The sequence below is a fragment of the Streptomyces sp. NPDC002779 genome (assembly GCF_042888685.1).
GTDB lineage: Bacteria > Actinomycetota > Actinomycetes > Streptomycetales > Streptomycetaceae > Streptomyces.
The window spans coordinates 353684-366810 of sequence record NZ_JBIAQC010000005.1 but is presented as its reverse complement, the minus strand read 5'-3'; the positions used below and the strand labels follow the sequence as shown (position 1 = coordinate 366810).

At 71.6% G+C, this 13127-nt stretch carries 15 protein-coding genes; 5 read left to right on the top strand and 10 right to left on the bottom strand.

All coding sequences use genetic code 11. From position 1 onward, the window contains the following. Positions 1 to 2: 2 nt before the first annotated feature. From ACFYW5_RS17105 to ACFYW5_RS17085, 5 genes are all read right to left on the bottom strand, one after another. Positions 3 to 785: a cyclase family protein gene (locus ACFYW5_RS17105; protein WP_389417798.1), complete on the bottom strand. Its 783-nt coding sequence runs from the start codon at positions 783 to 785 to the stop codon at positions 3 to 5. A 52-nt stretch (positions 786 to 837) separates the two neighbouring features. Then, positions 838 to 1437 (bottom strand): TetR/AcrR family transcriptional regulator, encoded by a 600-nt coding sequence (locus ACFYW5_RS17100; protein WP_389417797.1) that lies wholly within the window; start codon positions 1435 to 1437, stop codon positions 838 to 840. 29 nt (positions 1438 to 1466) lie between these two features. Beyond that, the gene (locus ACFYW5_RS17095; RefSeq protein WP_389417796.1) at positions 1467 to 3524 is read right to left on the bottom strand and encodes a discoidin domain-containing protein; all 2058 of its coding nucleotides are present in this window, start codon (positions 3522 to 3524) and stop codon (positions 1467 to 1469) included. 147 nt (positions 3525 to 3671) lie between these two features. Further along, complete coding sequence (locus ACFYW5_RS17090; RefSeq protein WP_389417795.1) at positions 3672 to 4130, bottom strand: DUF6069 family protein; 459 nt, start codon at positions 4128 to 4130, stop codon at positions 3672 to 3674. A gap of 140 nt (positions 4131 to 4270) precedes the next feature. Beyond that, positions 4271 to 4672 (bottom strand): helix-turn-helix domain-containing protein, encoded by a 402-nt coding sequence (locus ACFYW5_RS17085; RefSeq protein ID WP_389417794.1) that lies wholly within the window; start codon positions 4670 to 4672, stop codon positions 4271 to 4273. A gap of 74 nt (positions 4673 to 4746) precedes the next feature. On the opposite strand from ACFYW5_RS17085, the gene ACFYW5_RS17080 reads away from it, so the two are divergent. After that, positions 4747 to 5589 carry a class I SAM-dependent methyltransferase gene (locus tag ACFYW5_RS17080; protein WP_389417977.1) on the top strand — a complete coding sequence of 281 codons (843 nt, stop codon included), beginning with the start codon at positions 4747 to 4749 and terminating at the stop codon, positions 5587 to 5589. A gap of 37 nt (positions 5590 to 5626) precedes the next feature. Here the strand turns inward: ACFYW5_RS17080 and ACFYW5_RS17075 are convergent, their stop codons facing one another. Genes ACFYW5_RS17075 through ACFYW5_RS17065 form a run of 3 tightly spaced genes read right to left on the bottom strand, consistent with a single transcriptional unit; the run spans position 5627 to position 7690 of the window. Further along, positions 5627 to 5830, bottom strand: coding sequence for a hypothetical protein (locus ACFYW5_RS17075; RefSeq protein WP_389417793.1), 204 nt, complete (start codon positions 5828 to 5830; stop codon positions 5627 to 5629). A 17-nt stretch (positions 5831 to 5847) separates the two neighbouring features. Beyond that, the gene (locus tag ACFYW5_RS17070) at positions 5848 to 6471 is read right to left on the bottom strand and encodes a DUF5937 family protein (protein ID WP_389417792.1); all 624 of its coding nucleotides are present in this window, start codon (positions 6469 to 6471) and stop codon (positions 5848 to 5850) included. Positions 6472 to 6499: 28 nt separating this feature from the next. Next, positions 6500 to 7690, bottom strand: a complete 1191-nt coding sequence (locus ACFYW5_RS17065) for a M20 family metallopeptidase (protein WP_389417791.1) — start codon at positions 7688 to 7690, stop codon at positions 6500 to 6502. A gap of 267 nt (positions 7691 to 7957) precedes the next feature. On the opposite strand from ACFYW5_RS17065, the gene ACFYW5_RS17060 reads away from it, so the two are divergent. Continuing rightward, positions 7958 to 8398 carry a MarR family winged helix-turn-helix transcriptional regulator gene (locus ACFYW5_RS17060; RefSeq protein ID WP_389417790.1) on the top strand — a complete coding sequence of 147 codons (441 nt, stop codon included), beginning with the start codon at positions 7958 to 7960 and terminating at the stop codon, positions 8396 to 8398. A gap of 109 nt (positions 8399 to 8507) precedes the next feature. After that, positions 8508 to 9668 (top strand): MFS transporter, encoded by a 1161-nt coding sequence (locus tag ACFYW5_RS17055; RefSeq protein WP_389417789.1) that lies wholly within the window; start codon positions 8508 to 8510, stop codon positions 9666 to 9668. 43 nt (positions 9669 to 9711) lie between these two features. Here the strand turns inward: ACFYW5_RS17055 and ACFYW5_RS17050 are convergent, their stop codons facing one another. Continuing rightward, positions 9712 to 10275 carry a DM13 domain-containing protein gene (locus ACFYW5_RS17050; RefSeq protein WP_389417788.1) on the bottom strand — a complete coding sequence of 188 codons (564 nt, stop codon included), beginning with the start codon at positions 10273 to 10275 and terminating at the stop codon, positions 9712 to 9714. Positions 10276 to 10413: 138 nt separating this feature from the next. Here ACFYW5_RS17050 and ACFYW5_RS17045 point away from each other — a divergent pair, with 138 nt between their 5' ends. Beyond that, a complete protein-coding gene (locus ACFYW5_RS17045; protein ID WP_389417787.1) occupies positions 10414 to 11148 on the top strand; it encodes a maleylpyruvate isomerase family mycothiol-dependent enzyme in 735 nt (244 codons plus the stop codon). Positions 11149 to 11160: 12 nt separating this feature from the next. Here ACFYW5_RS17045 and ACFYW5_RS17040 read toward each other — a convergent pair whose 3' ends face one another. After that, positions 11161 to 11538, bottom strand: a complete 378-nt coding sequence (locus ACFYW5_RS17040; protein ID WP_389417786.1) for a MarR family winged helix-turn-helix transcriptional regulator — start codon at positions 11536 to 11538, stop codon at positions 11161 to 11163. 85 nt (positions 11539 to 11623) lie between these two features. On the opposite strand from ACFYW5_RS17040, the gene ACFYW5_RS17035 reads away from it, so the two are divergent. Then, positions 11624 to 13117: an MFS transporter gene (locus tag ACFYW5_RS17035; RefSeq protein ID WP_389417785.1), complete on the top strand. Its 1494-nt coding sequence runs from the start codon at positions 11624 to 11626 to the stop codon at positions 13115 to 13117. Positions 13118 to 13127: the final 10 nt, after the last annotated feature.

Below are 13127 nucleotides of genomic sequence, written 5' to 3'. Positions count from 1 at the left end.
CATCAGCGCTCCACCAAGGCCAGCACCCGGGCGGGAGAGCCGGAGCCGGTGACGATCGGCAGCGGGCCGGCGATCACGACGCAGCCCGTCGCGGGCAGCAGGGCCAGATTCTGCAGCTGGGTCAGGCCGTACTTGTCGTTGCCCATGAGGTAGGAGTGGCAGGGGAAGGCCGGTTCGAAGGCGTGTCCGCGTCCGGCGTCCGTGCCGACCGTCTCCACGCCCAGTCCGATCACCGGCGACTCCTCGGCGACCCAGCGTGCGCACTCCGGCGACAGTCCCGGCGTGTGCGGGCCGTTGTCGTCGGCGTTCAGGAACTCCTCCTGCGACTGCGCGCGGGCGTCCCAGCCGGTGCGCAGCAGCAGCCAGCCGCCGTCGGGCAGGGGGCCGTGCTCCGCCTCCCACGCCTTCACATGGTCCACTTCCAGGAGGAAGTCCGGATCGCGTTCCGCCTCGGCGGTGAGGTCCAGCACCGCGGCCGGGGCGACCAGCCGGCCCGCCGGTACGGACGCCACGTCGGCGAGGTTCTTGCCCGTCGCCCAGTGGTTGGGGGCGTCGAAGTGGGTGCCGGTGTGTTCGCCGGTGCGGAAGTTGTTCCAGTACCAGTCCGGTCCCCGGCCGTCGTACCGGCTGATCTCCTGCAGCTCGAAGGCCGCCGTCTGCCCGAACACGGACGGCAGTTGCACCAGCGGGGTCGCCGCCGACAGCGGCGCGGTGAGGTCGACGACGTCGATCGTGCCCTCCCGCAGGGCGGACACGAGCGAGGCGAGGACGGACGGTTCGGGCATGGGGGCCTCCGGACGGTCGCGGACCTCCCAGCATGGATCGTTCCCGGGGTATTCACCATGCGGCGTCCACGAGTCCGGCGATGTGCGCGGTGACCATGTCCAGGACGCCGACCCAGGACTCCTCGTCGCCCAGCACCAGGTAGTTCAGGGTCAGTCCGTCCGTCATGGCGGCGAGATAGCGCGCCAGCACCGGTACGGGCACCCGCAGGCGCAGGTCCATGGTCCGGCTCAGCTGCTCGATGAGGTCGGCGTAGGTGTCGCGGTACAACTCGTGCTGGCGCCGGGCCAGATGCTCGAACCCCGGCTGGCGCAGGGCGTACTGGGTGAGTTCGTAGGTCAGCATGTGCTCGTCGGGGTGGGCGCGGACGTGGTCCCAGTACGCCTGGAGTGCGGCCCGGACGGTCTCCTGGAGGGTGGCCCTGGGGACCAGGGCCTGCTTCACCAGCGTCACGTAGTGGTCGGTGATGGTCGTGATGACGGACTCCACCAGGGCCTGCTTGGAGTCGAAGCAGTAGTGGAAGACGCTGAGGGACACGCCGGCCTCGGCGGCGATGGACCGGGTCGTCGTCCGTGCGACGCCGTCCCGGGCCATCGCCCTGATCGCCGCTTCCGTCAGCTGCAGGCGCCGTTCTGCCGACGGCATGCGTGCCATGTCCGTGTCCCTCGTGCTCGTACCGGCGCTCAGTCGCTGTGGACGCTCACCTCGCGCAGTGAGTACCCCCATTGCGTGCCGCGTTCCAGACCGAGGACGCGTACGTAGCGGGCGGGTGTGCCGGCGAACCGGGCGGTGTCCAGGCCGCCGTCACCGGCGGTGGTGGACCAGGCGGTCCGCCAGCTCTGCCCGTCGGTGGAGAGTTCGACGCGGTAGGACGTGCCGTAGGCGCGCTCCCAGTCGAGGGTGACCCGGCCGACGCGGTGGGTGGCACCCAGGTCGATCCGCAGCCACTGGTCGTCGCTCCAGTCGCTGGCCCAGCGGGTGCCCCGGTCACCGTCGGCGGCCCGGCCGGGCGCATAGCTGGTGAACGGGTGCCACTCCGCCGAACTGGCCGCCGCGGCAGCGCCGTCGGCGAGGTTCACGGCGGACCGGTGCCGCTCGGAGGCGCCCCAGGTGTCCAGGTAGGACTCGGCGCCCCGGAAGAGGTCGTCCACCACCTCCTGGCCGCCGACCTTGCGGATGTCCTCGATCCAGTCGGGGACGAGGCCGTAGTGGGCGGCGCCGTCGGTGTTCAGGTCCCAGGTGCGCTGTCCGGTGGTCTGCCGGTCGATCACGGAGCCGCCGTCGACGCTCTGGAAGGGGTACGTCACCTTGTTCGGGGCGTCCGCTCCGCGCGGTGCCGGCCAGCCGCCGACGCCGTTCATGTCGGTGCCGTAGGCGTAGCCCACGCCGTACTTGTCACGCAGGGCCTCGGTGCGCTCCGCCTCGGCGATGAAGCCTTCGGAGCCGTGCATGTACTGGCCGATGAAACCGCCGAGGCCGTAGACCCGCTCGGTCCAGTCCATGTCCATCCAGCTGTGCGAGGAGAGCACGCCGGGGTAGGACTCGGCCTCGAAGATGTCGAGCACCCGGCCGGTGGCCTTGACGCTCATGTGGTCGATCTCCAGCATCATGCCGCGGTCCATCATGCCCCGGACGGCGTACTCACCGAGGTCGCTGAGCCCGCGCACATTGCACTGCGCGCCGCTCGCGTACGAGGGCACCTCGACGCCCGCCGGGAGCTTCGCCTCGGCCTCGGCGGCGGTGGCGTTGCCGATGGGGTTGTCGCGCTGGGGGCCGGTGCACTGCTCGGTCTTCCAGAAGGTGCCGGTCGACAGGAACTGGCCCACGTTGATGGCGGTGCCGAGGGTGCCGGAGTCGAAGCGGACGCCGCAGAGCGCGTTGTCGAACTTGTGGCACAGGAACATGCTGCGCACGCCCAGGTCGTACAGCTCGTCCAGGCCCTTGTCGATGTCCGCCCGGCTGCACTGCGGGATGTCCAGGATCTGCTTGCAGCCGAAGGGTTCGGAGGTCTCGACGCCGAGGACGACCGCCAGCTTGCCCTGCTGGATGACCTGGCGGGCCTGGGCGCTGTCGGTGACGATCCGGAACCAGCCCTTGCCCGTGCCGCCGTACATCTTGTCGATGTAGGCCTGGAGGTCGTAACTCAGCTTCGCCTGGAGGCGGATCGACGTCATCTCGTCGCAGGAGCGGTCCTTGAAGAAGTAGACCGAGCAGATCACGCCGTTGGTGACGAGGTCGTTGACGAGGACCCGCTGGCCGCCGCGCCAGGCACGCTCCACCCAGGCGTAGTAGTTCTGCTGGTGGGTGAGCGAGTCGTGGGCGGGCCAGTCCTTGAAGGTGGGCCAGCCGACCGGGTCGTGCCTGCCGTCGCCGCCGTTGGTGATGAAGTCGAAGATGGCGAGGGAGCCGTCCGGGTAGTGCTCGGGGCAGTCCTTGAGGGCGTCGGCGATCCCGGCCTCGGAGAAGGTCTTGCCGCAGATGAGCCGGCCGCCGAACGCCTCGTTGGAGAACAGGTGGTTGTGCACGTCGGCGAAGCCGCGCACCTCGCCCTGTGCGTTGGTGCCGGTGAACGGCTCGCCGGTGACGTTGATCTGCGAGTCCGGCGTGGGCCGGGCCGTCGGCTGCCACCAGTCGGTCCCGGCCGCCGAGCTCGGCGCGGGGCCGAGCAGCAGCGCCAGGACCAGCAGGAGCAGCGACGCGACCGTGACGTCCTTGCGTCGGCGGTACGGGAGTCGAGCCATGGACCCACCCTCCTGGAACGGCATGACGTCATTGTCATGACCAGTCCAATACGTGGGTCGAGGATGACGACTGGGTCACTCCGAGTCAAGGGTCCGGGACAAGTGACCTGATGGCGGGTCACAGTGACCGGGTCCGACCCGTACGGCTCACCGCTGGTGCTGCGAGAGGCGGCGCGCCAGCAGGGGGATGATCACTGCCGCGGCCACCACATGGGACACGGCCAGGACGATCTGCGTCGAGGTGGCCGTGTGCGGGGCGACGACCGGGCCGACCAGCGACAGCGCGGTGAGCGCGACGGTGGTGAGCGTGAAGACGCGGGCGGGCCGCCGGGCCCAGCGGGCGAGCGCGACGGCGAGGACGATGCCGGCGACCGACCAGAACAGCACGCCGCCCGCGAAGCCCCCCACCGGGATCTCCGCCGCCTCCACGGCCCCCGGACTGGCCGCCTCCATCGGGACCCCGGCCGCCCGCGCACCGAGCGCGAATGCCTCGGTCACCACGGCGCCGGCGACCGTGGCGACAATGCCGACGAGCCATACGGGGCGCTGCGCGAGGGAGGAATCGAGGGTGCTCCGGGTCCGGATCTGGGTCGTGGTCACGCTCATGGCACGGTCTCCTGTTCAGCGGTGGGGCTCGGGCTGCCTTTCATGGGGTTAGACCGTGCGGAGCCCAGGAACTAAGCGGTCTGCGGCGGAAGTTCATGTCACGGGTCACCTTCGGGGCTCCCACCGCTGATGCCGACGGGCTAACCCGTACGGGCCGTCCCGGCCGCACGGAGGAGGCGGCGGAAGGTGGGGCACTCCAGATGGCTCGGTGCGGGGCAGGCCGCTGCGTGCCGGAGGGAGTCGCGCAGGACGGTGAGTTCCCGGATCCGCGCTTCCAGTTCGTCCGCCTTGGCCGCGAGCATCCGCCGGTCGATGTCCGGCGTCCCGTCGGGGGCGAACATCCGGGCGATCTCGTCGAGGGAGAACCCGGCGGTGCGGCCCAGCACGATCAGCGCCAGGCGTTCCAGCACGCCGGGGTCGTACTGCCGGCGCAGGCCGCGCCTGCCGGTGGAGGCGATCAGCCCCTTCTCCTCGTAGTACCGCAGGGTCGACGCGGGCAGTCCGGCGCGGCGTGCCACCTCGGCGATGTCCAGTTCCGTCATCCTCTTGACCTCAAGTCGGCTTGAAGTAGCAAGCTGTCATCTCCGCCCGGTGACGGCAAGCAGGGGAGACGATGATGAACGTGACACACAGCACCGATGACGATCAGGCGGCCCGCTGGAACCGAGCGGGTCATGTCTGGGTCCAGGAACAGGCGTTGCTGGACGAGATGCTCCGGCCGTTGGGGGAACTGCTCGTGGAGGCGGTGCCCGACGGGCACGGAGGGCGGGTCCTCGACGTCGGCTGTGGCACCGGCGGCACGACGGTGGCGGTGGCCAGGCGGCTCGGTCCGGAGGGTCGTTGCGTCGGCGTCGACATCTCCGAACCGATGGTCACCGCCGCACGGGAACGCGCCGCACGGGAAGGCGCCCCGGCGTCGTTCATCCTGGCCGACGCGGCGGAGTACGACTTCGTACCCGCGACCTTCGACACCGTCGTCTCGCGCTTCGGCGTGATGTTCTTCGACGACCCGGTGCGCGCGTTCACCAACCTTCGGCGCGCGGCCGAGGACGGTGCCGCACTGCGGTTCGTCGCCTGGCGCGGCGCCGAGGAGAACCCGTTCATGACGACGGCCGAACGCGCCGCGGCGCCCGTGCTCCCCGACCTCCCCGCCCGCCGCCCGGACGGGCCGGGGCAGTTCGCCTTCGCCGATCCGGACAAGGTCCGGCATCTGCTCACGGAAAGCGGATGGGCCGGGATCGACATCCGGCCGATCGACGTCACCTGCGCCCTGCCCACCGCGGATCTGGTCCGCTACTTCACCCGGCTCGGTCCGCTCGGCCAGATCCTGCCGGACGTGGACGAGCGGACCCGGGCCCGGCTCGTCGAGACGGTCCGCCCCGCCTTCGACGGGTACGTGCGGGGCGCGGAGGTCCGTTTCACCGCGGCCTGTTGGGCGGTCGGCGCCCGGGCATCGTAGGCGCGGCCGTAACGGGCACCCTCAGCAACGGGCTCCCTCAGCGTCGGGCGAACTGCACCCGGGTCGGCTGTGCGACGTCCGGCCGGATCGCGATCCCCTGGACGGTGAGCCGCTCCCCGTGGATGTCGGTGACCCTGATCGCGCCGCCGCACCCGCCCCCGTCCTCGGCGAGGAAGTAGTTGTACTCGGCGCGCGGCAGCTGACGCCAGCCGGTGCCGGTGCCGACTTCCAGCCGTGCCACCGGATTGCGGTGGCCGATCACCTGGATGCCGCACCAGTGACGGCTGGACCCGGTCTTGTACCGGACCGACCCTCCGCTCCCTCGTCCGCGAGCCGCTGCCGGACCAGGTGCGCGGCTCGGGCGAGCGCGGGCTCGGTCGCCTTCCACAGGTCGGTGAAGTAGACGCGGCGGCACAGGGCGAGGAAGGCCAGGATGTCGCCGCGCAGCCGCTCCGGGTTGCGCAGCAGATCCTCGGCGAGGGCCGGGTGCGGTGCGGGCAGACCGGAGGCCGCCCGGCGCAGCACGCCCGCCTGGGCCGGGTCGTGCAGCAGCCGGGCGAAGTCGAAGCCCCGGTAGCCGCTGACGCAGGTCTGGGCGGTGAGTTCGGCGAACCGGTCCGTCGGCAGGGTCGCGAGCGGGGCGTCCAGGCCCGGGTAGAACCCGCGCCAGCGCAGCGCCGTCCACAGCGGGGCGAACCGTCGCAGGCCGGCCCGGAAGGCGGGAGGCGCGGCGCGGGTGATCTCCTCGGCCCAGGAGGTGTGTTGGGCGTGGTGGGCATGCTCGGTCAGGACGTGCAGGCTGGCGGCGAGTTCCGCGAGCGGCGACACGGCGACGGTGAAGCGGCCGGGGCCGGCCCCTTCCAGGACGATCACGACCGGCATGGCGGGAAGTGTAGGCGGGGGGTTTCGCTCACGTCAGGGCCCCGGCGAACTCCGCTCCCGCTGCAGCCAACAGGGCGCCGTCCAGCAGGAGTTCCGTCACCAGGCGCGCGAGGCCTGTCGCCGCGAGCTCGGTGCGGTCGTGGGCGAACGGGCTGGCAGCTGCCTCCCGCATCGCCTCCGAGTGCGCGGGCGTGCCCGGTTCGGCGATCTGGATGTACGGGTGGATGACCGGCAGGAGGTGGGAGAGGTTGCCGATGTCGGAGGAGCCCGCCGGAGTGTCGGCCGCGCCGGGCGCGATGTCCAGGCCCAGTTCGCGCACCGCCCACCCGAACCGCTCGGCGAGCACCGCGCTGTCGCGGCGCTCCGCGTACAGCGGCCCGGTCTCGGACACCGCCCCGGCCGTCCCGGTGGCCAGCGCCGCGCCCTCGGCAGTGGCGCGGACCCGCTCGACCAGCGCTTCGGTGGCGGCGGTCGTACGGTCCCGTACGTACAACTCGACGGCCGCGTGGGCCGGTACGACGTTGGGGGCCTGACCGCCGTCCGTGACGACGCCGTGCAGCCGCGCGGTGGGCTCTACGAACTGCCGCAGGGAATCGACGGCGTTGAGGAAGAGCTGCGCGGCGGCCAGCGCGCTGCGCCCTTCCCAGGGCGACCTGGCGGCGTGGGCGCCGACTCCGGTGAAGTCGATCCGCAGATGGGCGGCGGCCAGCGCGTGCTGGGTCGTCACGGACCGGTCGGCCGGGTGGAACATCAGCGCCGCGTCCACGCCCTCGAACACCCCGGCCTCGGCGAGCCGTACCTTCCCGGCGCCGCCCATCTCCTCACCCGGGGTGCCGATGACGGCGACGGTGCCCGGGTGCGCGGGCAGGGCCCGTACGGCGGCCACAGCAGCGGCCGCGGCACCGGCCGCGATGAGGTTGTGCCCGCAGCCGTGTCCGACACCGGGCAGGGCGTCGTACTCCGCGAGGACGGCGACGCGGGGCCCCGGCCGCCCGCCCTCGTGCACCGCGACGAACGCGGTGTCCAAGCCTCCCGCGCCGGACGTCACCGTGAACCCGGCTTCCGAGAGCCAGCGCGTCAGCACCTGGTGGGCGTGGAACTCGGTGAACTTCAGCTCGGGACGGGCGTGGATGGCGAGGCTCACGGCCTCCATCCGGGGCCGCAGGACGGCAAGTTCGGCGGCGAGAGCGGTCAGCGGGGGTGGCTGGGTGGCGGGCATGGTGGCCTCCGTCGTACGGGTGGCGGGTGGCGGTCGATCCGCCGTGTCGTAGGCAGCGTGCGCCCACGTCCCCGTCAGCGGTCCGCGATTACCGCGGCTCAGGTAATCCGGGCCGGGCGGTCGCCGACTGAAGAGCTCGGCGAATGTCGATGCGGTCGGCGGTACGGGTGTCGGTGGACCAGATAACTCCTCGGCTGACACTCAAGGTTCGCGGGACCCACGCCAGACGCCGAATGCTGGTGGAACCAACAGGTCACGGTGGTTGGCATGGACGAGATCCCCGAGCGGCTGACGACGATGCCGAGCTGGCTCATCAGCCAACTCGCCCTATGCACGCGTCGATTGGTGTTCGACGGGGTCACCGCGGCGGGGGCGCGCGGGTACCACTACCGCATCCTGGCCGCCCTGCAGGAGTTCGGGGCGGCGAGCCAGGCCGAGCTCGGCCGGCGGTGCCGTATGGACCGCAGCGATGTGGTGGCGGCCGTCAACGAACTGGTGGAGCAGGGCTACGTCGACAAGGCACCGTCCCCGGACCACGGGCGGCGCAACCAGGTGAGCCTCACCAGCGACGGCGCCCGGCAGCTGCGGCACCTGGACCGCGTACCGGACCGGGTGCAGGACGACCTGCTGCGCCCCCTGTCGCCCGCGGACCGGGAGACCCTGACCCACCTCTGGACCCGGGTACTCGCCCCGTACGAGGCGGAGTGATCCAGGGACGCGACCCGATCCCCCTCCTCCTGAAAGCCTTGCCCTCTCCCCGTCTCCTCCCTACCCTGACTTTGTGCCGCAAATAAACAAACCCTGTTCGCACAACGTCGTGCCGGGAACCTCCACCGATCTCACCCGCCTCCGCATCGCCCTCACCGTCTTCTTCGCCATGGACGGCTTCGTCTTCGCCGGCTGGGTCGTGCGCATCCCCGCGATCAAGGAGCAGGTGAACGCCTCGGCCGGAACCCTGGGGCTCGCCCTCCTCGGCGTGTCCGCGGGAGCCGTGATCACCATGACGCTCACCGGGCGCCTCTGCCGCCGCTACGGCAGCCATCCGGTCACCGTCGTCTGCGCCGTCCTGCTTTCCCTCAGCGTCACGCTGCCGCCGCTGACCCACTCCGTCCCCGCCCTCACCGCCGTGCTGCTGCTGTTCGGCGCCGCGTACGGCGGGATCAACGTCGCCTTCAACAGCGCCGCCGTCGACCTCGTCACCGCACTCCAGCGGCCGATCATGCCCAGCTTCCACGCGGCCTTCAGCCTGGGCGGGATGGTGGGCGCGGGCCTCGGCGGGCTGGTCGCCGGCAGCCTCTCCCCCACCCGGCACCTCCTCGGCCTCACCCTCGTCGGTCTCGCGGTGACCTTCTTCGCGGGGCGCGTCCTCCTGCGGATCGAACCGCCGCGGGCGGCGCAGCCGCGGGAAGCGGGCCCGCGGCGCCTGGACCGCCGTACCCGTCGGCTCGTCGCCGTCTTCGGACTGATCGCGCTGTGCACGGCGTACGGCGAGGGCGCCATGGCCGACTGGGGCGCGCTCCATCTCGAACAGGACCTGGGCGCCTCGCCGGGGCTCGCGGCGGTGGGGTACTCCTGCTTCGCGCTCGCCATGACGCTCGGGCGGCTGACGGGGTCCACGCTGCTCCAGCGGCTCGGCCGCACCCGTACCGTCGTCGTCGGTGGCGCCACCGCGGCCGCGGGCATGCTCCTCGGTTCGCTCTCCCCGTCGGTGTGGGCCACGCTCATCGGGTTCTCGGTCACCGGGCTCGGACTCGCCAACCTCTTCCCGGTCGCCATCGAGCGCGCCGGTGCCCTGGCCGGGCCGAGCGGTGTGGCGACCGCGTCCACCCTGGGCTACGGCGGCATGCTCCTCGGGCCGCCCACGATCGGTTTCATGGCCGAGTGGTTCTCCCTGCCCATAGCCCTGACCAGCGTCGCCGCCCTCGCCGCCGTCGCCGCGGCCATCGGCTTCGCGACCCGGCGCGCGGCCACCGGCTGACAGCCGCACAGACCCGGCGCCCTCCCCACACCCCCGCCCGCTCTCAGGCGCGCGCCAGCTCCGCCGCGCCGAAGGACACGTCGAACCGGTCGCACCAGATGCTGACGCTGCTGTACTGCGTCAGCTCGACGTCGGCCGGTACGGCGTAGTTCTGGCTCCCCTTGTTGCCCTTGAGCTTGCCCAGGCTGACGTACCGCCCGTCGTCGAAGACGCGCCAGCCGGCGGTGCCCTCCTTGACGGGGGCGTCGGTCAGCCAGACGCGCAGGTCGGGACCGTTGCTGGTGTCGAGGTTCTCCAGCCGGACGACGTGGGATCCGTCGGCCAGCCGTACCAGCCGCACGCTGCCGGAGGTGTCGTGTTCGTGGCTGATCAGCTCACCGCGGGCGAGAGTCCGCGGCGCCGGCGGCGCGGAGGTCTCCCCGGCGGTGGACGGCGCGGACGGCTCCCCGGCGGCCGGCGCGGACGTCCCCGCCTCGGCCGGCAGGGCCTCGTCCACCGTCTCGTCCTGCCACAGCTTCCACGGCTGGAACCAGTACAGCCCGAACCCCGCCCCCACGACGGCCACCACCAGCACCCCGGCGATCAGCGACTTCCGTACGCGCCCCATGCTCTTCCCCCGATACGTGAGAGTTCCTGTCGGCTCCCATTCCACCCGATCATCGAGGCGCGCGGCATCCCTGACCGGATGACGAAATCCTTACGGCCACTCCCCTTGGACCGCGCTTCATCAGGCAAACTCGGCCGCATGCAGACTGCTGAGTTCATACGCGTCCTGGACCGGGAGGGCCGGTTGCTGGCCGAGGCGGCCGAGCGGGCCGGGACGGACGCCAAGGTGCCGACCTGCCCGGAGTGGCAGGTGCGCGACCTGCTGCGGCACACGGGGATGGTGCACCGCTGGGCGGCGGCCTTCGTCGCCGAGGGCCACCAAGCCTTCCAGCCCTTCGGGGACCCGCCCGACCTGGACGGCACCGAGCTCACCACCTGGTTCCGCGAGGGCCACCGCCACCTTGTCGGCACCCTGACCGGCGCCCAAGTCGACGTGCGGTGCTGGCACTTCCTGCCCGCGCCGTCGCCGCTCGCCTTCTGGGCCCGCCGCCAGGCCCACGAGACGACGATCCACCGCCTCGACGCGGAGGCGGCACGCGGCGGTACGCCGACCGCGATCGACCCCGCCTTCGCGGCCGACGGCATCGACGAACTCCTCCTCGGCTTCCACGCCCGCACCAAGAGCCGGGTCCGCAGCGCCGAGCCGCGCGTGCTGCGGGTGCGGGCGGCCGACACGGACGACGCGGTGTGGACCGTACGCCTGTCCCAGGAACCGCCCGCGGCGGAGCGCGGGGAGACCGCGGAGGCCGACTGCGAACTGGCCGGACCCCTCGCGCAGTTGTACCCGGCACTGTGGAACCGGCTGCCCTTCCCGGCCGTGCACGGCGACGCCTCGCTGGCCGCGCTGTGGCGGGAGACGTCCGGCGTCATCTGAAGCTGAGCCAGGTCAGCTCGACAGCATTCTGGTCAGCACCGCGCGCTGCACCGGCAGCACATCGCCGTGCAGCGCGCGCCCCTTCGCCGTGAGCGCGACCTTCACCCCGCGCCGGTCCTCGGGGCACATGTGACGATCGACGAGGCCGTCCTTCTCCAGCCGTGCGATCAGCCGCGACAACGCGCTCTGACTCAGGTGCACATGCTCGGCGATCTCCTGCACACGCTGCGCGCACTTGCCGCCCGCCAGCACGTCCAGTACCTCGAAGTCGCTGCCGCACAACCCGTGTTGGTGCAGCGCCCGGTCGAGTTCGCACTGTGTGCGGGCATGCAGCGTGAGGATGTCCCGCCACTGGTCCACGAGCGCCTGCTCGGCCCTTTTAGCCGCCATGGGCGCACCGTAGCAGAGAGCCGAGTTTGTTGCATCGGAATTAAATGTATTTGCATCCAATGCACACGCATGTAGTGTCTCCGGCATGACCTCTCCGCTCACCACCCCCACGTCCGACGGACGTTGGACGCCCCGGCTGTGGGGCACCCTGCTGGTGCTCTGCGCCGCGATGTTCCTCGACGCCCTGGACGTCTCGATGGTCGGCGTCGCCCTGCCGTCCATCGGCGCCGACCTGGGTCTGTCGACCTCGACGCTGCAATGGATCGTCAGCGGCTACATCCTCGGCTACGGCGGCCTGCTGCTCCTCGGCGGACGCGCCGCCGACCTGCTGGGCCGGCGCCAGGTCTTCCTGGTGGCCCTCGGAGTCTTCGCGGTCGCCTCCCTGCTCGGCGGGCTCGTCGACTCCGGTCCGCTGCTCATCGCCAGCCGCTTCATCAAGGGCCTGAGCGCGGCCTTCACGGCGCCGGCCGGCCTGTCGATCATCACCACGACCTTCCCCGAGGGCCCGCTGCGCAACAAGGCCCTCGCCATCTACACCACCTGCGCGGCCACCGGCTTCTCCATGGGCCTGGTCCTGTCCGGACTGCTCACCGAGGCCAGTTGGCGGCTCACCATGCTGCTGCCCGCGCCGATCGCCCTGATCGCCCTGGTGGCGGGCCTGAGGCTGCTGCCGCGCAGCGCCCGCGAGAAGAACCACAACGGCTACGACATCCCCGGTGCCGTCCTCGGCACCGCCTCGATGCTGCTGCTGGTGTTCACCGTCGTGCAGGCGCCCGAAGTCGGCTGGACCTCCGCCCGGACACTGCTGTCCTTCCTCGCCGTGGTCATCCTGCTGACCTCGTTCGTGCTGGTCGAACGACGCTCACCCGGACCGCTGGTCCGGCTCGGCGTACTGCGCTCGGGCAACCAGATCCGTGCCCAGCTCGGTGCCCTCGCCTTCTTCGGCTCGTACGTCGGCTTCCAGTTCCTCACCACGCTCTACATGCAGTCGGTGCTCGGCTGGTCCGCGCTGCACACGGCGCTCGCCTTCCTGCCCGCGGGCGCGCTGGTGGCGCTCTCCTCGACGAAGGTCGGCTCGATCGTCGACCGGTTCGGCACCCAGCGCCTGATCGCGGTGGGCTTCGGGTTCATGGTCGTCGGCTACGCGCTGTTCCTCCGGATCGACCTCGACCCCGTGTATTCGGCGACCATCCTGCCGTCGATGCTGCTGATCGGCGCGGCCTGCGCGCTGGTCTTCCCCTCGCTCAACATCCAGGCCACCAACGGCGTCGACGACCACGAGCAGGGCATGGTCTCCGGGCTGCTGAACACCTCGGTGCAGGTGGGCGGCGCGATCTTCCTCGCCGTGGTGACCGCGGTGGTGACCGCGGGAGCGCCCGAACAGGCCACCGCGCAGGCGGTCCTGGACAGCTACCGGCCCGGCTTCGTGGTGGTGGCGTGCGTCGCCTTCGCGGGCCTGCTGATCACCCTCCCCGGACTGCGCGGGACACGCGCGGCCCAGCGGCCCCAGCAGTCCGTCGTGGTCGCCAAGTCCACTGTGCGGGAGGCGGAGACGGACCGGGTTCCGGTCCGCGACTAGGGGGACCGCC